Source organism: Enterococcus hailinensis (assembly GCF_045862035.1).
GTDB classification, from domain to species: domain Bacteria; phylum Bacillota; class Bacilli; order Lactobacillales; family Enterococcaceae; genus Enterococcus_A; species Enterococcus_A hailinensis.
In genome coordinates this window covers 1-19484 of the sequence record NZ_BAAFRV010000018.1, presented here as the reverse complement: position 1 = coordinate 19484, position 19484 = coordinate 1, and the positions used below count along the sequence as shown (strand labels likewise).

At 38.7% G+C, this 19484-nt stretch carries 12 protein-coding genes, 13 tRNA genes, 1 rRNA gene and 1 pseudogene; 3 read left to right on the top strand and 24 right to left on the bottom strand.

The annotated features are described in order from the left end of the window. Positions 1 to 211: 211 nt before the first annotated feature. The 4 genes from ACKTSC_RS11275 to uvrB all read right to left on the bottom strand — a co-directional run bounded on the left by ACKTSC_RS11275 (position 212) and on the right by uvrB (position 7221). Entirely contained in the window at positions 212 to 925 is a 714-nt protein-coding gene (locus ACKTSC_RS11275) for an amino acid racemase (protein ID WP_407856309.1), read from the bottom strand. A 2-nt stretch (positions 926 to 927) separates the two neighbouring features. Further along, positions 928 to 2184 (bottom strand): carboxylate--amine ligase, encoded by a 1257-nt coding sequence (locus ACKTSC_RS11270; protein WP_407857627.1) that lies wholly within the window; start codon positions 2182 to 2184, stop codon positions 928 to 930. Positions 2185 to 2282: 98 nt separating this feature from the next. After that, complete coding sequence (uvrA, locus tag ACKTSC_RS11265; RefSeq protein ID WP_407856311.1) at positions 2283 to 5108, bottom strand: excinuclease ABC subunit UvrA; 2826 nt, start codon at positions 5106 to 5108, stop codon at positions 2283 to 2285. A gap of 121 nt (positions 5109 to 5229) precedes the next feature. Next, a complete protein-coding gene (uvrB, locus tag ACKTSC_RS11260; RefSeq protein ID WP_407856312.1) occupies positions 5230 to 7221 on the bottom strand; it encodes an excinuclease ABC subunit UvrB in 1992 nt (663 codons plus the stop codon). Positions 7222 to 7464: 243 nt separating this feature from the next. On the opposite strand from uvrB, the gene ACKTSC_RS11255 reads away from it, so the two are divergent. Both ACKTSC_RS11255 and ACKTSC_RS11250 read left to right on the top strand, forming a co-directional pair. After that, the gene (locus ACKTSC_RS11255; protein WP_332581071.1) at positions 7465 to 9627 is read left to right on the top strand and encodes an amino acid ABC transporter substrate-binding protein/permease; all 2163 of its coding nucleotides are present in this window, start codon (positions 7465 to 7467) and stop codon (positions 9625 to 9627) included. A 12-nt stretch (positions 9628 to 9639) separates the two neighbouring features. After that, on the top strand, positions 9640 to 10377 hold the full coding sequence (locus ACKTSC_RS11250) for an amino acid ABC transporter ATP-binding protein (protein WP_332581080.1): 738 nt from the start codon (positions 9640 to 9642) through the stop codon (positions 10375 to 10377). Positions 10378 to 10419: 42 nt separating this feature from the next. Here ACKTSC_RS11250 and ACKTSC_RS11245 read toward each other — a convergent pair whose 3' ends face one another. Next, positions 10420 to 10584, bottom strand: a complete 165-nt coding sequence (locus tag ACKTSC_RS11245; protein ID WP_332581072.1) for a hypothetical protein — start codon at positions 10582 to 10584, stop codon at positions 10420 to 10422. Positions 10585 to 10763: 179 nt separating this feature from the next. Next, entirely contained in the window at positions 10764 to 11951 is a 1188-nt protein-coding gene (gene tuf / locus ACKTSC_RS11240) for an elongation factor Tu (RefSeq protein ID WP_332581073.1), read from the bottom strand. A 229-nt stretch (positions 11952 to 12180) separates the two neighbouring features. On the opposite strand from tuf, the gene ACKTSC_RS11235 reads away from it, so the two are divergent. Further along, on the top strand, positions 12181 to 12435 hold the full coding sequence (locus ACKTSC_RS11235) for a hypothetical protein (RefSeq protein WP_407856315.1): 255 nt from the start codon (positions 12181 to 12183) through the stop codon (positions 12433 to 12435). Between the two features lie 74 nt (positions 12436 to 12509). Here the strand turns inward: ACKTSC_RS11235 and ilvC are convergent, their stop codons facing one another. The 18 genes and pseudogenes from ilvC to rrf form a co-directional block, all read right to left on the bottom strand. Further along, a complete protein-coding gene (ilvC, locus tag ACKTSC_RS11230; protein WP_407857626.1) occupies positions 12510 to 13505 on the bottom strand; it encodes a ketol-acid reductoisomerase in 996 nt (331 codons plus the stop codon). 58 nt (positions 13506 to 13563) lie between these two features. After that, positions 13564 to 14040 (bottom strand): annotated as a pseudogene (gene ilvN / locus ACKTSC_RS11225) (acetolactate synthase small subunit). A gap of 3 nt (positions 14041 to 14043) precedes the next feature. Continuing rightward, positions 14044 to 15750 carry a biosynthetic-type acetolactate synthase large subunit gene (ilvB, locus tag ACKTSC_RS11220; protein ID WP_407857625.1) on the bottom strand — a complete coding sequence of 569 codons (1707 nt, stop codon included), beginning with the start codon at positions 15748 to 15750 and terminating at the stop codon, positions 14044 to 14046. An 11-nt stretch (positions 15751 to 15761) separates the two neighbouring features. Continuing rightward, positions 15762 to 17441 carry a dihydroxy-acid dehydratase gene (gene ilvD / locus ACKTSC_RS11215; protein ID WP_407857624.1) on the bottom strand — a complete coding sequence of 560 codons (1680 nt, stop codon included), beginning with the start codon at positions 17439 to 17441 and terminating at the stop codon, positions 15762 to 15764. 612 nt (positions 17442 to 18053) lie between these two features. Then, positions 18054 to 18126: transfer RNA gene (locus ACKTSC_RS11210), tRNA-His, on the bottom strand. A gap of 60 nt (positions 18127 to 18186) precedes the next feature. Further along, a tRNA-Leu gene (locus tag ACKTSC_RS11205) sits at positions 18187 to 18270 on the bottom strand. Positions 18271 to 18302: 32 nt separating this feature from the next. After that, positions 18303 to 18373: transfer RNA gene (locus ACKTSC_RS11200), tRNA-Cys, on the bottom strand. 67 nt (positions 18374 to 18440) lie between these two features. Next, positions 18441 to 18512 (bottom strand) — tRNA-Gln (locus ACKTSC_RS11195). A gap of 8 nt (positions 18513 to 18520) precedes the next feature. Continuing rightward, positions 18521 to 18593: transfer RNA gene (locus ACKTSC_RS11190), tRNA-His, on the bottom strand. 13 nt (positions 18594 to 18606) lie between these two features. Beyond that, positions 18607 to 18677, bottom strand: a tRNA-Trp gene (locus ACKTSC_RS11185). A gap of 8 nt (positions 18678 to 18685) precedes the next feature. Then, positions 18686 to 18766, bottom strand: a tRNA-Tyr gene (locus ACKTSC_RS11180). A gap of 1 nt (position 18767) precedes the next feature. Then, positions 18768 to 18843 (bottom strand) — tRNA-Phe (locus tag ACKTSC_RS11175). A 36-nt stretch (positions 18844 to 18879) separates the two neighbouring features. Next, a tRNA-Asp gene (locus tag ACKTSC_RS11170) sits at positions 18880 to 18955 on the bottom strand. A 3-nt stretch (positions 18956 to 18958) separates the two neighbouring features. Continuing rightward, positions 18959 to 19031: transfer RNA gene (locus tag ACKTSC_RS11165), tRNA-Val, on the bottom strand. 13 nt (positions 19032 to 19044) lie between these two features. Continuing rightward, positions 19045 to 19116 (bottom strand) — tRNA-Glu (locus ACKTSC_RS11160). Positions 19117 to 19132: 16 nt separating this feature from the next. Then, positions 19133 to 19221, bottom strand: a tRNA-Ser gene (locus ACKTSC_RS11155). A gap of 49 nt (positions 19222 to 19270) precedes the next feature. Further along, a tRNA-Asn gene (locus ACKTSC_RS11150) sits at positions 19271 to 19344 on the bottom strand. A gap of 9 nt (positions 19345 to 19353) precedes the next feature. After that, positions 19354 to 19469: ribosomal RNA gene (gene rrf, locus ACKTSC_RS11145) — 5S ribosomal RNA — on the bottom strand. Positions 19470 to 19484: the final 15 nt, after the last annotated feature.

The following is a 19484-nucleotide window of genomic DNA, read 5'->3' as shown; positions in this document are numbered from 1 at the left end:
AGCACTATTCAAATCATAGCTGAAAAAAATTCCGCTACATATACTCTCTATAAATCGATCCATTGAATCGATACGAACATTTTATTGTTTAATCATTTTTGCATGAAAAAAAGGCAAACTTCTTTGCCTTCTAAAAAATTATAACACTCCTGGCGTGTCTTTGCTACTTTTTTATTGTTCTTTCACTTTTTTAAGTAAAAAAACAGACCTTCTAGTTAGAAGATCTGTTTTTCAAAGCTAATTCAATTGTACGATCAGCTAAGATCGATTGAGCATCGATCACTGGATATGGCACATCCTTCGTTAGTTCTTGTACTAAGGATAATTCTGTACAGCCTAAAATCGCATTTTGACAACCGCATTTTTCCATTGCATCTGAAAGAATCTCTAAATACAACTCGCTGTTGATAAAATCATTTTCTTTTACATCATGATAAATCAAATGATTGATTTTTGCTTGCAAATCATTATCAGGCACCAAAACTTCGAAGCCTCTTGCTTCTAAAGCTGTTTGATAAACTTTAGCAGTCATGGTGCCAGCAGTAGCTAACACAGCTATCTTGTCTCCCGCTTGATGACGTTTCGCCACTTCATTGACTGCTTCACGCGGCATGTGAACTAACGGGATCTCAGTAGCTGCTTGTAATTCATCAAAAAAGTAATGTGCTGTATTGCAAGTCAACACAATAAATTCGGGCTTTAACAGATTTTGCTTTTCAATATCGTCCATTAAAAATGGTAAGGGATTATCAGCCGAATGGTCTAAGATGTATGAAGTTCTATCAGGTACCGTTGCATGATTGAACATGACATAATTCAAATATTCTTGATCATTATGGGCGTTAGTTCGTTGATTCAAAATACGAACAAAACTTTCTGTTGCCATTGTTCCCATACCGCCGAGAATACTAAAGAAATTCTCCATCTCTATCCTTCTTTCTCTTTAAAGAATAAATCAAAACGTCCTTTGTATTTGCTGAACATATATTTCATTAAAATCCAACGCATGATCGACATATCTTTTTTATAAAAGACAGTGGTGCCCCAATGATCATTTTTGATCATCTCTAAGGCTTTTTCTTTGTCTGCGTTGTTGCGAGCAAATTTTTCAAAAACGCCTTTAGGTACGCCCATCCATAACATCGATGTTTTAGGCTCTGCTTTCCCATAAATCGTTTCTGTAAATGGTTTTTCAAAGACCCGATCTTCAGTAACATATTGAGCCAAGTTAAAACCGTTCAAGGTCACGAAGAAACTGCTGCGGCCTTGTCGCAAATTGATTTCGAATAATTTATACTCACCATCACGAGGGTCATATTTCATATCAAAATTTGCAAAACCAGTATAGTCGATTTTCTCAAGGAAGCCTTTGATCGTTTGATAGATTTTTTTATTGTAATCCGGCATGATCGTCACATAATTTCCGATTGCTTCAGGTGAAGGATCTTCTAATAGCGGATGACCTAGACACATCATGCGAACTTGATGATTTTGATCCACATAAGCATTCAATACACGCATATTGCTGTCATCACCAGGAATAAAGTCTTGGGCGATCATTTCGCTCGTATAGCCTGCTTGGTAAATCCGTTCAATAATGACATCAAATTCATCACGTGTGTCCAAAATAAAGGCCTTTTTACGTCCTTCAAAGTCGATTGATAGCCATTCGACACTGTTTGCGGGTTTCAATGCGACTGGAAAATCAAATGGTAAATCTTGTTTCAATTTCCCAGCTTCCAACATGTCTTCCGTAATGATAAACGTATTTGGATAAGGCAGATCGTAAGTTTCGCAAATTTCATAGAAGCTTACTTTACTGATTAAACGTTGCAAAAGATCAAAGTTGATATAAGGGCAAATAAACCATTCAGAAAGCTCTTCTTTATGTTGTGAAACTAGTTCTGCGTACCCGTCACCACAAGCGATCAAAAGATATTTAGTCGCAGGATCATTGTAAGTATTTTTTCCTAATTCACGCATCTGTTCTAAGAACACTGGATCCTTATCAAAACCAGGCACCACGTGAACATTGACGATTTTACTATATTTTGTCGGTGCTAATTGCAAGCCTGCATAAGCTTCCGAAATAATTCCGTAAGCTTCATGAAAGGAACGAGCCATCCCGTAAACGTTGATGTCGCTTCCTAACAAAATCGGTACAAATTTTTGTTTTTCAGTCATATTATTTTTACACCTTCTCATTCTAAATCCTTGATAATCATACCATAAAGAAAAATGCAAGCAAAGAAGAATCCTTTACTTGCATTAAGCTTTATCAGTTATTTATTTTTTAACACTCGTTTTAAGTAATGACCCGTATAACTTTCAGGTACTGCCGCAATTTCTTCCGGCGTTCCAGTAGCTAAAATCGTTCCGCCGCCATCGCCGCCTTCTGGACCTAAGTCGATCACGTAGTCTGCTGATTTGATTACATCAAGATTATGCTCAATGACTAAAACAGTATTTCCAGCATCAACAAAACGTTCCAAGACTTTCAATAAACGAGCAATATCATCTGTATGCAATCCTGTTGTCGGTTCATCCAAAATGTAAAAGTTTTTTCCGTTAGAATTTTTATGCAACTCACTAGCTAACTTCATTCGTTGGGCTTCCCCACCTGACAAAGTCGTAGCCGGTTGTCCCATCGTCACATAACCTAAACCAACATCGACGATCGTTTGCAATTTCCGGTGGATCTTTGGAATATGTTTGAAGAATTCGACTGCATCTTCAACCGTCATTTCTAAAATATCAGCAATATTTTTCCCTTTATAATGAACTTCCAATGTTTCTGAATTGTATCGTTTGCCATGACAAACTTCACAAGGGACATACACATCTGGTAAAAAGTGCATCTCGATTTTGATGATTCCATCGCCCCGACAGGCTTCACAACGCCCGCCTTTAACATTAAAACTAAAACGGCCTTTTTTATATCCGCGAATCTTCGCTTCATTGGTTTGCGCAAATAAATCACGAATGTCATCAAACACACTCGTATACGTTGCCGGGTTACTGCGGGGAGTTCGACCGATCGGACTTTGATCGATGTCTACAAGTTTTTCAATATGCTTATAGCCAGTGATTTTTTTGAACTTACCAGGTTTATTAGAATTACGATTCAACTTTTGTGCTAATGATTTTTTCAAAATTTGATTCACTAATGTTGATTTACCCGAACCTGAAACCCCAGTCACAGCAACAAATTTTCCTAATGGAAATTCTACATCGACATTCTTTAAATTGTTCTCTGCCGCACCGGTTACTTTTATTTTCTTACCATTGCCTTCGCGACGCTCTTTTGGCACCGAAATTTCTCGTTTACCTGATAGATACTGTCCTGTTAGGGAATTTGGATTAGCTTCGACTTCTTTTGGTGTTCCGGCAGCAACGATTTCTCCACCTTGATCACCTGCTCCAGGACCAACATCAATTAAATAATCCGCTGCACGCATCGTATCTTCATCGTGTTCTACCACGATTAATGTATTTCCTAAATCCCGCATTTTTTTCAATGATTCGATCAAGCGATCATTGTCTCGTTGATGCAACCCAATCGACGGTTCATCTAAGATATATAGGACACCTGATAAATTAGAACCAATTTGCGTAGCTAAACGGATCCGTTGAGCCTCTCCGCCAGATAAGGTACCTGCTGCTCGACTCAATGTCAGATAATCCAATCCGACATTGCGCAAGAAACTCAAACGATCTTTGATTTCTTTTAAGATCGGTTTTGCGATCACTTTTTCTTGTTCACTTAAAATAACCGTTTCAAAAAATTCTAACGTTCCATTGATTGAGTCTTCACTGACTTGACCAATATTGGTATCGTTGATTTGAACTGACAAGGCTTGAGGATTCAAGCGATAACCATGACACGTTTGACAAGTCAATTCCGTCATATACAAACGCATTTGATCGCGCGTAAAATCACTATTTGTTTCTTTATAACGGCGATTGATATTATTGATAATTCCTTCAAATGGAACCTCGACATCTCGCACGCCACCAAAATCATTCTCATAATGGAAATGGAAATTTTCGCCATTCGATCCATTTAAAATAATCTCTTGTTGCTCTTTTGGTAATTCTTCGAAGGGTGTATCCATATCGATATTGAAACTTTGACAGGCTTGTTCTAACATTTGCGGATAATATTGCGAACTGATGGGATTCCAAGGAATCAGCGCGCCTTCACGTAATGTTTTACTTTGATCAGGAATTACTAAATCCATATCGACTTCTAATTTCACACCTAAGCCATCACAGTCTGGGCACGCGCCAAAAGGTGCATTAAATGAAAACAAACGTGGTTCTAGTTCACCAACAGTAAAGCCACAGTAAGGACAAGCATAGTGTTCGCTGAACAACATTTCTTTTTCACCGATCACATCGACGATCGCATACCCTTCTGCCAGACGTAATGCTGCTTCGAATGAATCAAATAGTCTTGAGCGTATGCCATCTTTTACTACGATCCGGTCAACAATGATTTCGATATCATGCTTTTTATTTTTCGTTAATTCCGGTGCTTCGGTCACATCATAAAGTTCACCATCAACACGCATCCGAACATATCCTTCGCGTTGGATCATTTCAAATACCTTTTTGTGCTGACCTTTTTTCTTAGCCACAACCGGTGCTAAGATTTGGATTTTTGTACGTTCAGGCAGCTCCAATACTTTATCAACCATCTGTTCCACCGATTGAGAAGTAATTTCAATATGATCGTTTGGACAGATTGGATGCCCCACTCGTGCGAATAACAAACGTAAGTAGTCATTGATCTCAGTTACCGTTCCAACAGTCGAGCGAGGATTTTTACTTGTCGTTTTTTGATCGATTGAAATAGCCGGACTAAGGCCATCGATACTATCAACATCCGGTTTATCCATTTGACCTAAAAATTGGCGTGCATATGCAGATAAACTTTCCACATAACGGCGTTGGCCTTCAGCATATAGCGTATCAAAGGCTAATGAACTTTTCCCAGAACCAGACAAACCAGTAACAACTACCATCTTGTCACGAGGGATCGTGACATCGACGTTTTTTAAATTATGCGCACGCGCTCCATGAATCACTATTTTATCATTTGCCATTTATTTCTCCCATTTCATTTTTAATTTCGTTTTTCTTCTATTATATAGAGCATTTTTTAACAAGATTTCTTAGTATACTGAGAAATAAAAAATAGTCAATAAACTGAAACCAGCCGATAGTCTATTCGGCTGCCTTCAGTTCTAAAATCGTATCTCTCAATGTTGCAGCTGTTTCAAAATCTAAAGCCTTAGCTGCTTCACGCATTTCTTCTTCCATCTTCGCAAGTAATTCTTTACGTTCTTCTTTAGACAGGTCTTCATAAGAAGTCGTATCATAGTCAGCTGACTTTTCAGCCACCTTGCTGATTGAGATCAAATCACGAATCTCTTTAATAATCGTTTTTGGTTCGATTCCATGCTCTTCATTATAAGCTTCTTGAATGCTTCGACGACGCGTCGTTTCATCCATCGCACGTTGCATTGAATCAGTAATTTTATCTGCATACATGATTACTTTACCCTCAGAATTTCGAGCCGCCCGTCCAATCGTTTGGACTAGCGAACGCTCGCTCCGCAAGAAACCTTCTTTATCTGCATCTAAAATAGCTACTAATGAAACTTCCGGAACATCGATACCCTCACGTAATAAGTTAATTCCGATCAAAACATCAAATTTACCTAAACGCAGATCTCGAATAATTTCAGTTCGTTCTAACGTTTTAATATCACTATGCAAGTATTTTACTTTGATGCCTAATTCTTTAAAGTAATCTGTCAAGTCTTCTGACATTTTTTTCGTCAAAGTCGTGACAAAGACCCGTTCATTCCGTTCTGCTCGTTCGTTAATTTCTCCAACTAGGTCATCGATTTGTCCCATAATCGGGCGAACATCGATCACTGGATCTAATAAACCAGTCGGCCGAATGATTTGTTCAACAACAGTGTCCGTTTCTTCATGTTCATAAGGACCGGGCGTAGCTGAGACGTAAACGATTTGATTAACTCGTTCTTCAAATTCTTCCAAGCGTAATGGACGATTATCTAGAGCGGACGGTAGGCGGAATCCATAATCAACTAACATTTGTTTTCGTGCTCGGTCACCGTTATACATTCCGCGAACTTGAGGCATCGTCACATGCGATTCATCGATTACCATCAAGAAATCATCTGGAAAGAAATCAATCAACGTATACGGCGGCTCTCCTTCTTTACGTCCATCCATATGGCGCGAATAATTTTCGATGCCTGAAGTATAGCCCATTTCCCGCAACATTTCGATATCATAATTTGTTCGTTGCTCTAATCGTTGAGCTTCTAGCAACTTATTTTCACTATTCAAGACTTCTAAGCGATCAGCAAGTTCTGCTTGGATATTACTGATGGCATGTTCTAAATGATCTTCATTCGTTAAAAAGTGAGTCGCTGGAAAAATCGCCACATGCTCCGTTTCGCCGGTAATTTCACCGGTCAATGCATCGACTTCTCGAATACGTTCGATTTCGTCACCAAAAAACTCTACGCGTAGCGCATGTTCATCACGAGAAGCAGGAAAAATCTCTACTACATCCCCACGAACACGAAAACGTCCCCGTTGAAAATCAATGTCATTTCGCTCAAATTGAATGTCGATGAGTTTGCGGAGTAATTGATTTCGATCCATTTCCATCCCAACACGTAACGAAACAACTTGTTCCATATATTCTTTCGGTGATCCTAAACCAAAAATACACGAAACCGAGGCAACTACGATCACATCATTTCGTTCAAGTAATGAACTGGTAGCTGAGTGACGGAGTTTATCGATTTCGTCATTGACACTAGAATCTTTTTCTATATACGTATCACTTGAAGGCACATAAGCCTCAGGTTGGTAATAATCATAATAACTGACAAAATATTCTACAGCATTGTTGGGGAAAAATTCTTTGAATTCTCCATACAACTGTCCAGCTAATGTTTTATTATGAGCAATGATCAAAGTTGGCTTGTTAACTTCTTTGATCACATTTGAAATGGTATATGTTTTCCCAGTACCCGTAGCACCTAACAGTATTTGTGCTTTTTTTCCATTGACGACACCTTCGGTCAATTGCGAAATAGCTTCCGGTTGATCGCCAGCAGGCTGATATTTTGAATGGAGGTCAAACTCATTATCTGTTACTCTTTCAATCACGCAAAAACCCTCCTTTTAATAGTAAGATAAATAATCTCTTATCCAAAAATTATAGCATACCGAACATATTTTCGCTATTTATTCTCCTTGTGCTAAACGATTTCTTAAACTACTCATGTTAACTTTCCTTACATTTCGTGTCATCAAAATTCAGATTTTTTTCACATAGACAGTCCAGCTACTTGTATTTTAGTATTAGGCTAACTTATAATAAACGAATGATAAGTATATAGGAGGATTACTATGAGAAAAAACAAATTAATTCCTTTCGTATTTTTCTTAGTGGCAAGTCTTTTAACACTCGGCTTCACTACGAAAACTCACGCGGCGGAAAAAACTTATAAAATTGGGACTGACTTAACGTTCGCTCCTTTTGAGTTTCAAAATTCTGACGGGGAATATATCGGGATCGATGTTGATTTACTTAAAGAAATTGCAAAGGATCAAGGTTTCAAAGTGGACTTGAATCCTTTAGGTTTTGATAGTTCGATCCAAGGAGTTCAATCAGATCAATTAGATGGTATGATCGCGGGCATGAGTATTACTGATGAACGTAAAAAAACTTTCGATTTTTCTGATTCTTATTTTGATAGCGGAATTCAAATGGCTGTTAAAAATGACAATAACGATATCAAAGATTATGCTGATTTAAAAGGTAAAACAGTTTCTGCAAAAATTGGGACTGAAAGTGCTACTTTCTTAGAAGATAACAAAGATAAATACGGTTATGAAGTCAAATTATACGAAGCTGCCGATGCTATGTATAATGCTTTAAGTAACGGAAATTCTGAAGCAATTTTTGATGACTATCCAGTATTAGGCTACGCCGTGTCAAATGGACAACCTTTCAAACTTGTCGGTGAACCTGAAGAAGGCAGTGCTTATGGCTTTGCTGTTAAAAAGGGTGAAAATCAAGAATTATTGAAAAAATTCAATGCTGGATTGAAAGATTTAAAAGAAAATGGAACTTATGACAAAATCGTCAGCAAATATATTTCAAGTGGCTCAAGCGATAGTACTTCTACGAGCCAAATGAAAAAAATTGAACCGAAAAAAGATGTGTATGTTATCGCCAGCGATTCAGCTTTTGCACCTTTTGAATATAAAGACAGTGACGGAAAATACAAAGGGATCGATGTTGATTTATTAACTCGAATCGCTGAACTTCAAGGATTCAAGATCGATTTCAAATTTATTGGCTTCTCCTCTGCTATGCAAGCATTAGAATCTGGTCAAGCTGACGGTATGATCGCCGGTATGACTATGACTGATGAACGAAAAGCAAATTATGATTTTTCAGATCCTTATTTCCAAAGTGGAATTCAATTAGCAGTTGCTAAAGACAATAAAGATATTAAAGAATATAAAGATTTAAAAGGCAAAACAGTTGGTGCTAAAGTTGGTACGGAAAGTGCTGACTTCTTAGAGGCTCATAAAAAAGAATATGGCTACACAATTAAGAGTTTCGATGCAGCTGACCAATTATACGATGCCTTAAAAGTCGGTTCGATCGACGCTATGATGGATGATTATCCGGTTATCGGTTATGCCGTTCAACAAGGCCAAGACCTAAAAACACCAATCAAGCGCGAAGTCGGCGGTGAATATGGTTTTGCTGTTAAAAAAGGTGAAAATCCTGAACTTCGGGAAATGTTTACAGAAGGTTTGAAAGAATTAAAACGAACTGGTGAATACGATAAGATCGTTGATAAATATATTGGTTCAGGCAGCGAAGAGAAAAAAGATGCTGTCGATGAATCCACAATCACTGGTTTATTGAAAAATAACTATAAATCATTATTAGAAGGTTTATGGAAAACAATCGTCTTAGCTTTAGTTTCATTTGCTTTAGCTTTAGTAGTAGGTGTAATTTTCGGTTTGTTCCGTGTCTCTCCTTCACGCCCATTACGATTATTAGCAGGTATCTATATCGATATTATCCGCGGGATTCCAATGATGGTATTAGCCTTCTTCATTTTCTTCGGCTTGCCAGGAATCACAGGAATCAAAATTCCAGACTTTGCAGCCGGGATCATTACATTAACGTTGAATGCTAGTGCCTATATCGCCGAAATCGTACGTGGTGGTATCAATGCAGTGCCCGTTGGTCAAATGGAAGCCTCTCGTAGTTTAGGTTTGCCATACAATCGAACCATGCAAAAAATTATCTTACCGCAAGCAGTTAAAATTATGATCCCTTCTTTCATCAATCAATTCGTTATCAGTTTGAAAGATACAACGATTATTTCTGCTATCGGTGTTGTAGAGCTTCTGCAAACTGGTAAAATCATCGTGGCTAGAACAACTCAAAGTTCATACGTTTACTTGATCATCGCGATCATGTACTTGATCTTGATTACGATCCTAACTAAATTAGCTAACCGTTTAGATAAGAAGGTGAAATAAATGGAAAATACAATGGATAAAAAAATCGTCGTAAATCATTTAGTCAAAAAATTTGGTGATAACACTGTCTTGAATGACTTGAATATCAGTATTAGTGAAGGTGAAGTTGTTTGTATCATCGGACCTTCAGGTTCAGGTAAAAGTACTTTCTTACGTTGTATGAATCGTTTAGAAGATCCAACTTCTGGTGAGATCATTATTGATGGACAAGATTTGACAGACAAACATACCGATATCAATTTAGTCCGTCAACATATCGGGATGGTATTCCAACATTTCAATCTGTTCCCGCATCTTACTGTGCTACAAAATATCACTTTAGCTCCTATCGATCGTAAAGGTGAAAAGAAAGATGCCGCTGAAAAACGCGGCATCGAATTGCTAGGTCAAGTTGGACTAGCTGAGAAAAAAGATGTTTACCCAGATAGCTTATCGGGTGGACAAAAGCAACGGGTTGCTATTGCTCGAGCATTAGCAATGAATCCAGACATTATGTTATTCGATGAACCCACTTCTGCTCTTGACCCTGAAATGGTCGGTGATGTGCTGAAAGTTATGAAAGATTTAGCACTTCAAGGAATGACGATGGTGATCGTAACTCATGAAATGGGCTTTGCTAAAGAAGTAGCTGACCGTGTCATCTTTACTGATGGTGGAAAGATCTTAGAAGATGGTACACCAGAACAAGTCTTCAGTAATCCACAAAATCCAAGAACCCAAGACTTCTTGAACAAAGTTTTGAACGTATAATCCAAAAAAAACCGCGAAATCATTTAGATTTCGCGGTTTTTTTCAATAATTTCTCAATACATGAAAAATAGCCTCTTGATCAATCTCAATACGACTACGAACAATCCCATCGTCACTTGAAAGTGCCTTTTCAGCAATCATTTGTAGTTCTGCTGGTGTCGGGAAAATTGATAGTACTTCATAGCTAGTTGGTGTCGTCACTACCATATTGACTCCTTCATTTTCTCTTACCGTTCTTGCTTCGATAAACGGTAATAATCATCAACTATTCTTGCTATTAGACAATTAGTTGGACTATTAATCAAAATATCCATTCTGGTACATTGTAGATATCCTATATCTTTTTGCACAAAAAAACGTAACGCATGGCTGCGCTACGTTTTTTATTATGCTTCAATCTCGGTAACGATACCAGAACCAACAGTCCGTCCGCCTTCACGAATAGAGAAAGTAGTTCCCTTTTCCACTGCGATTGGATGGATCAATTCAACATCGATCGTTACATTATCGCCTGGCATAACCATCTCAGTACCTTCAGGTAACACGATATTCCCTGTTACGTCAGTTGTACGGAAATAAAATTGTGGACGATAGTTATTAAAGAACGGTGTATGACGTCCGCCTTCTTCTTTCGTTAATACATACACTTCAGCTTGGAATTTAGTATGAGGTGTGATTGAACCTGGTTTAGCTAATACTTGACCACGTTCGATTTCATCACGAGTAATTCCACGTAATAATACACCGACATTATCACCAGCTTCACCATAGTCTAATGTTTTACGGAACATTTCAAGTCCGGTAACGACTGCTTTTTGAACTTCAGGTTTGATCCCGATAATTTCAATTTCATCGCCGACTTTGACTTCCCCACGATCGATACGTCCAGAAGCAACAGTTCCGCGACCAGTAATTGAAAAGACATCTTCAACTGGTAACAAGAAAGGTTTGTCTGTATCACGTTCAGGTGTTGGGATATATTCATCAACAGTATCCATTAAGTCCAAAATAACTTGTTCTTGTTCAGGATCACCTTCCAAAGCTTTCAATGCAGACCCTTTAAGTACAGGAATATCATCACCTGGGAAACCATATTCAGAAAGTAATTCACGTACTTCCATTTCCACTAAATCAATCAATTCTTCATCATCAACTAAATCAACTTTATTTAAGAAAACAATCAAATGTTTTACTCCAACTTGACGTGATAACAAAATATGTTCACGTGTTTGGGGCATTGGGCCATCAGTTGCTGATACAACCAAGATCGCACCATCCATTTGAGCAGCACCAGTAATCATATTTTTTACGTAGTCCGCATGTCCTGGAGCATCAATATGTGCATAGTGACGTTTTTCTGTTTCATACTCCACGTGTGCCGTGTTAATTGTGATTCCACGTTCACGTTCTTCCGGTGCAGCATCGATACTAGCATAGTCCTGAGGGTTTGCTAGACCTTTCTTGCCTAATACCGTTGTAATTGCTGCCGTTAATGTTGTTTTACCGTGATCGACGTGACCAATGGTACCAATATTAACATGTGGTTTACTTCTATCATAATGTTCTTTTGCCATAATAAACAAACCTCCTAAAAAATAAAAACTTTTACGGATATAGTGTAAATCATTTTTTGCTAAATGAAAAAGATTAACACTTTTACTTTTTGTAAGTAATTAACTATCCGAAGTCATCATACATCAGAATTGGTCAAACTCCAAATATTTTGTCTCTCATTTACTGGACGATAGAAATTTTTTCAGACATAATGGATTCAAACACTCATTTGTTAAGGAGTTGACCACGATGGTTTCGTTTGAAAAAAGGATTTCTCAAGTACCACAAGAAATACAGCAAGCTTGGAGTACGGGGTTTGTTTTTATGTATAATGGGAAAAATTTTCAGCATTTCCCTGCTCGCCAATGGACCGATGAGCAAATAAAAAATTATTTTGTTGAACATTTTAACGCCCAATCAAGAATTATTTTACATCCTGAACTACAGCTCAAAGAATTACAACTTAATGATCATCCTGAATTATTAGTGATCATTCCTTACTAAAAAAAGCGAACGCTGCAACGTTCGCTTTCCTGAAATTTATTAAATTTATTATGGTAAGAAACTAGTTTGTCAGTCTAATCTTTATGTCCTACAAAAGGCATCATTTTTCTTAATTCACTACCCACAGCTTCAATTTGATGCCCGCCATTTTTAGCACGCATTTCTTTGAATTTCGGGAATCCATTTTGGTTGTCTGCAATAAAACCTTCGGCAAATTTTCCGTTTTGGATATCTGTTAAAACAGCTTTCATATTGGCTTTTGTTTCCGAAGTGATTACTCGTGGACCAGAAACATAATCACCATATTCGGCTGTATTTGAGATAGAATGGCGCATATTAGCAAATCCACCTTCATAAATCAAATCAACAATCAATTTCATTTCATGACAAACTTCAAAATAAGCTAATTCTGGTTGATAACCTGCTTCGACCAAGGTTTCAAAACCGGCTTCGATCATGCTCGTCAAACCACCACACAAGACCGCTTGTTCACCAAATAAATCTGTTTCGGTCTCTTCTTTGAAAGTTGTTTCCAAGACTCCTACTCTAGTTGCACCAATTCCTTTTGAATAAGATAGTGCTAATTCTCGAGCAGTTCCTGTTGCGTCTTGATGAACAGCAAATAAACAAGGGACTGCAAAACCTTCAACAAATGTCCGGCGAACTAAATGTCCTGGTCCTTTTGGTGCGACTAAAAAGATGTCGACGTTCTTAGGCGGTTTGATTACATCAAAATGAATATTAAACCCATGAGCAAATGCTAATGCATCGCCTTCATCCAAATTAGGGGCAATCTCTTTTTCATATAAACTCCCTTGAATTTCATCTGGAGCTAAAATCATGGTCACTTGTGCAGCTTTTGTCGCTTCTGATACTGGACTTACATTAAAGCCATCTTTTCTAGCAGCATCCGCTGATTTTCCTTCACGTACGCCGATCACTACTTGATGTCCTGTATCTCTAAGATTTTGTGCATGTGCATGGCCCTGTGAGCCATAACCTATGATTGCAATTGTTTTCCCTTCTAAAGCATCTTTTTCTACTGCGTCATCATAATAAACTTTAACCATGAATTATTCCTCCAATTTTTTTCTAATTTTCTAATCTATTAAAAGCAATAATTTGCGATTAACCTCTACTAAAACCAGTAATACCGGTTCGTGCTAATTGTTTGATTCCATAAGGCCTTAAGACATCGATGCACGTATTGACCTTTTCATCAGAACCAGCTACTTGAACGACAATTGTTTTCAAACTAACATCGACGACATCTGCTCGAAAAGGATCGATCATTGCTTGAATTTCTGATCGAATTGCCGCCGGAGCATTGACCTTGATTAAGGCCAGTTCTCTTTCCAAATGCGGTTCATCTGAAATATCAGATACTTTGATTACATCAATCTGCTTATTCAATTGTTTTGTTACTTGTTCAGCATCAGCCAAATTGTCTGCCCGAATCATAATCGTCATGCGTGATTCTCCTGCTATTTCAGTTCAACCAACAGAAATACTTTCAATATTAACTTGTCTTCTATTCAATACACTGGAGATACGACTCAAAACACCTGCTTTGTCTCGCACCATTGCCGTAATCATTCTTTTCATCAATCAGTCAACCCCTAGCATTTTATCATTTGGCATCCCTGCCGGTACCATGGGCAGTACATGTTCTTTATCTGAGACAACTACTTCAATCAACATTGGCCCTTTAACTGAAAAAGCAGTTGCTAAATCTTCTGATAAAGTGGCCGGATCACTAATCTTAGTACTCGAAATTCCATAAGCTTCAGCTAATTTCATAAAATCAGGTTGTTCGTCGAATACTGAACGAGATCTTCTCTGATTAAAAAATGTTTCTTGCCACTGACGAACCATGCCTAAAGAATGATTATTCAATAAAACAAATTTAATATCTAAATTATTCAGATTTAAAATAGCTAGTTCTTGATTTGTCATTTGAAATCCACCATCTCCAACAAAAACAACGACAGAATCTTCTGGCTTGGCGATTTTCACGCCAATACCTGCTGGGATACCATAGCCCATCGTTCCAAGCCCACCACTTGTGATCAATTGTTTGGGAAAGTTAAATGGATAAAATTGTGCCGCCCACATTTGGTGTTGGCCTACATCTGTAACCACATAAGAAGAGCCTCCTGTAATCTCACCAACACGCTCAATAACTTCTTGCGGCTTAATAACTCCTGATTCAAAAGAATACTTTAACGGATACTTTGCTCTCCTCTTTTGACATAAATCACGCCAGGCCTCACAATCAATCGAAATCTCATCGCAGGCAAGCAGTTGTTCTAAAGCAATCCGTGCATCCCCAACAATAGGAACATCTGTCGTAATAACTTTTCCAATCTCTGCAGGATCAATATCAATATGAACGATTTTGGCATACGGAGCAAATGACTCTGGCGAACAAGCTAATCGATCATCAAAACGACTACCAATATTAATCAACAGATCCGTTTCCATCAATGCCATGTTTGCTGCATAAGTGCCATGCATCCCACCCATTCCTAATAATTGTGGATGATCATGAGGCAATAGTCCTAAGCCAAGTAAAGTACAAACAGTTGGTATTTTATATCGTTCAACAAATTGGCGAAGTTCGTCTGCTCCTTCTGCTGCTATCACTCCTGCACCTATCAGCAGGACTGGTTTTTTAGCTTTCTTCAGCAGACCCATCAAACGTTCAATCTGTAAAACTGCCGGTGTCACTGTAGGTTGATAGCTATCCAATTTGACCACATTGTCAATTTTGGGGAATGTTTTCGAGATAGTCATATCCTTAGGTAAGTCAATCAATACAGGTCCTTTTCTTCCAGTTGTTGCAATATGAAAAGCCTCATTTACAATTTTCGGTAATTCGGTGACATCTCTAACTTGAAAATTATGTTTAGTGATTGGTAAAGTAATCCCCAGCATATCTGCCTCTTGAAAAGCATCTTTTCCTATCCCGTCAGTTGCTACTTGCCCTGTAATAACAACTAATGGAACAGAGTCACTCATAGCATCCGCGATTCCTGTGACAACATTTGTCGCACCTGGACCACTAGTGACAACCACTACCCCAGGTTTTCCAGTTGCTTTAGCATATCCTTCTGCTGCATGAACGGCTCCTTGCTCATGCCTAGTCAAAACATTAGGGATTTTTTCGTCATACAATGCATCATATAATGGCAAGACTGCACCACCAGGATAACCAAATATTAGTTCCACCCCTTGATTTGCTAGACAGTCTAATAATAAATTGGCTCCAGAAATTTTTTTATCTTCTGCGTTCATTTGTTTAATAGTTTCCATTCACAGTCCTCCTATTCAGGTAATCTCATAACCCCGCCAGTATGTGCTGAGGTAACCAATGCTGAATAACGTGCTAACCATCCCTTTTTGACTTTAGGATAGAATTTTTCCAATTTTTCTCTCCGTTGATTTAATTCTTCTTCTGAAATTTCAACGTTCAGTGTGCGATTGGTTAAATCAATTGTAATTTCATCTCCATTTTGAACTAAAGCGATTGGTCCGCCCGCTGCTGCCTCAGGAGAGATATGTCCAACGGCAATTCCTCTTGTTGCACCTGAAAAGCGTCCATCAGTAATCAATGCCACGTCTTTACCCAATCCGCGGCCAACGATACTTGAAGTAGGTGCCAACATTTCTGGCATACCAGGTCCTCCCTTAGGTCCTTCATAGCGAATCACAACGACATGGCCTTTCTTAACTGTATGATTATCAATTGCATCAACCGCCTCGTCATGAGAAGAGAAACAAATTGCTTTACCTTTAAAGACCTTAATGCTAGGATCGACACCACCAACTTTAATGACACTTCCTTCAGGAGCAATATTCCCATATAAAATTGAAAGCCCGCCTACGTTACTATATGGATTACTCTTTGGATGGATCACTTCAGGATTATTAATTTTTGCATCCGCTACATTTCCTCGAATCGTTTTTCCTGTTACCGTTATTCGGTCTGGATGGATAGCCCCTTCGATAGAAACTAATTCATGAATGATTGCTGAAACACCACCAGCTTCATGGACGTCATGCATCGAATAACTAGAAGAAGGAGCAATTTTTGAGAGATACGGCACACGTTTCGCAATCTCATTGATGTCTGCTTGGTTATAAGGAATTTCTGCTTCATTAGCAATTGCTAGTGTGTGTAAAACAGTATTTGTCGATCCTCCCATAGCCATATCTAATGCAAAGGCATCATCGATTGCTTCTTTTGTCACGATATCTCGCGGCTTAATTTGTTTTTCGACTAACTCCATTAAGTGTTTTGCTGATTTACGAACTAATTCACGACGCTCATCAGAAACAGCCAATACAGTTCCATTCCCTGGTAAAGCCAAGCCTAATACTTCTAACAAGCAATTCATTGAATTAGCAGTAAACATACCCGCACAAGAACCACAAGTCGGACAAGCGTTTTGCTCCATAAATTGAAAATCATTTTTTGTCATTTGACCGTCTTTATATGCTCCTACAGCTTCAAACATTGAAGATAGTGTGGCCTGATGTCCACGAGGATCAATTCCAGCCTTCATTGGGCCTCCAGAGCAAAATATTGCCGGTACATTTGTTCTAACAGCTGCCATAATCATCCCTGGTGTGATTTTGTCACAATTAGGAATATAGAATACTCCATCAAACCAATGTGCATTGATCACTGTTTCTGCAGAATCAGCTATCAGTTCCCGACTAGGCAGAGAATACCGCATACCAATATGACCCATGGCAATACCATCATCAACACCAATCGTATTAAATTCAAACGGAATTCCTCCTGCTTCACGAATTGCCTCTTTTGCTATATCTGCCAACTCACGTAAATGTACATGCCCAGGAACAATATCGATATAAGAATTGCAGATAGCAATAAAGGGTTTATCCATATCTTTTATATTTTTTACTTGACCTGTTGCATATAATAAACTTCTAGCCGGTGCTGCATCGATACCTTTTTTGATTTGATCGCTTCTCATAAATACATCTCCTTAAATAAAAAAGTATCCCATCAATAATTGATGGGATACTTTAGCAAGAATCCCATTCGTAACACAAACAGGACTCAAAATAACGGTTTAAAACTACCGCGTTCTAAGTCCTGGACATAATAATTAATAAGACGTATTGGCTAAAATCATTGTGTCTGTTCTTGCGCATAAAAATCTTCTCCTTGCTTTTCTAACAATTCTTTAATTATTTTTTTATACTATAATGCTTTAAAAATTAAAAGTCAATGAAATTTATTGAATTATTTTTGATAATTTTAATTAACTTCCTTACAAAACAAAAAAGCCTCAACAATTGTTGAGGCTTCTAAAACTTTTTAATACTAAATAAACATTAAACCCTTCTCAAATTAGTTATAAGAACTAGGTCTAAGCATGAACACTCTCTTATTTCATCGAATTTCTATTTTACTGAGTCATAAATAAAATAGAAATCAATAATGCTAGTATTCTTATAATAACAAATAATTATAAGATTTATTTGTGCATGTTTACTTATATTTTGATAAATAAAAAAAGACAAAGTACTAAATATTAGCACTTTGTCTAAATTTGAAACTCAAAAACTCCTGAGTTTTTTAGGGCGAACGATGGGAATCGAACCCACGAGTGCCGGAGCCACAATCCGGTGCGTTAACCACTTCGCCACGATCGCCATATTACCTATTCAATTTCAAATAAAAAACTAAGATGAAATAACATCTTAGCTCTTTAATACCGGCGGCCGGGGTCGAACCGGCACGCCCGTGAGGGCACTGGATTTTGAGTCCAGCGCGTCTGCCAATTCCGCCACGCCGGCATGTCTATAATACTATTGCTATTTTAGTACTAAGGCGGTAACCGGATTTGAACCGGTGATGAAGGTTTTGCAGACCTCTGCCTTACCACTTGGCTATACCGCCATTATACTATTTTTTTCTTCTCAGAACAATAATTGTCAAGAAAATTTCTTAACCTTTTCTGAGAAAACTGGGGTAGCTGGATTCGAACCAACGCATGAGGGAGTCAAAGTCCCTTGCCTTACCGCTTGGCTATACCCCAATGAAAAGGGCGATCGATGGGAATCGAACCCACGAGTGCCGGAGCCACAATCCGGTGCGTTAACCACTTCGCCACGATCGCCATATTAGAAAAACAGGGGCAGCAGGAATTGAACCCACACTAACGGTTTTGGAGACCGCTGTTCTACCTTTAAACTATGCCCCTGAAACAAATGGAGGAGAGTGGATTCGAACCACTGAACCCTAAGGAACGGATTTACAGTCCGTCGCGTTTAGCCACTTCGCTACTCCTCCATGGTGGCGCGGGACAGAATCGAACTGCCGACACACGGAGCTTCAATCCGTTGCTCTACCAACTGAGCTACCGCGCCATAAATAATAGCTTAAAGTTTTTATTTTTAATTAAATGGCGGTCCCGACGGGATTTGAACCCGCGATCTCCTGCGTGACAGGCAGGCATGTTAACCCCTACACCACGGAACCGAATGGAGGTTAACGGGATCGAACCGCTGACCCTCTGCTTGTAAGGCAGATGCTCTCCCAGCTGAGCTAAACCTCCATATTTAATTAAATGACCCGTACGGGACTCGAACCCGTGTTACCGCCGTGAAAGGGCGGTGTCTTAACCGCTTGACCAACGGGCCAGTAAAATTTGTGTTACGGAGAGTAAGGGATTCGAACCCTTGAGACAGGATTACCCGTCTACATGATTTCCAATCATGCTCCTTCGGCCACTCGGACAACTCTCCAAGAAAGGAGCACAAAGGCCCAATACTCTATAAATTCTCTTTCGAGAAACTCCGGCAGTAGGACTCGAACCTACGACATCATGATTAACAGTCATGCGCTACTACCAACTGAGCTATGCCGGAATAATTACAGCGCGGCGACGTCCTAATCTCACAAGGGGCAACCCCTCACTACAATCGGCGCTAAGAAGCTTAACTTCTGTGTTCGACATGGGAACAGGTGTATCCTTCTCGCTATCGCCACCACACTATTTGTTTGAGTA

Excerpts from the sequence above, each read along its gene's own strand:
- ACKTSC_RS11275 (WP_407856309.1), bottom strand. The coding sequence starts at position 925 with ATGGAGAATTTCTTTAGTATTCTCGGCGGTATGGGAACAATGGCAACA.
- ACKTSC_RS11270 (WP_407857627.1), bottom strand. The coding sequence starts at position 2,184 with ATGACTGAAAAACAAAAATTTGTACCGATTTTGTTAGGAAGCGACATC.
- uvrA (WP_407856311.1), bottom strand. The coding sequence starts at position 5,108 with ATGGCAAATGATAAAATAGTGATTCATGGAGCGCGTGCGCATAATTTA.
- ACKTSC_RS11255 (WP_332581071.1), top strand. The coding sequence starts at position 7,465 with ATGAGAAAAAACAAATTAATTCCTTTCGTATTTTTCTTAGTGGCAAGT.
- ACKTSC_RS11250 (WP_332581080.1), top strand. The coding sequence starts at position 9,640 with ATGGATAAAAAAATCGTCGTAAATCATTTAGTCAAAAAATTTGGTGAT.
- ACKTSC_RS11245 (WP_332581072.1), bottom strand. The coding sequence starts at position 10,584 with ATGGTAGTGACGACACCAACTAGCTATGAAGTACTATCAATTTTCCCG.
- tuf (WP_332581073.1), bottom strand. The coding sequence starts at position 11,951 with ATGGCAAAAGAACATTATGATAGAAGTAAACCACATGTTAATATTGGT.
- ACKTSC_RS11235 (WP_407856315.1), top strand. The coding sequence starts at position 12,181 with ATGGTTTCGTTTGAAAAAAGGATTTCTCAAGTACCACAAGAAATACAG.
- ilvC (WP_407857626.1), bottom strand. The coding sequence starts at position 13,505 with ATGGTTAAAGTTTATTATGATGACGCAGTAGAAAAAGATGCTTTAGAA.
- ilvB (WP_407857625.1), bottom strand. The coding sequence starts at position 15,750 with ATGGAAACTATTAAACAAATGAACGCAGAAGATAAAAAAATTTCTGGA.
- ilvD (WP_407857624.1), bottom strand. The coding sequence starts at position 17,441 with ATGAGAAGCGATCAAATCAAAAAAGGTATCGATGCAGCACCGGCTAGA.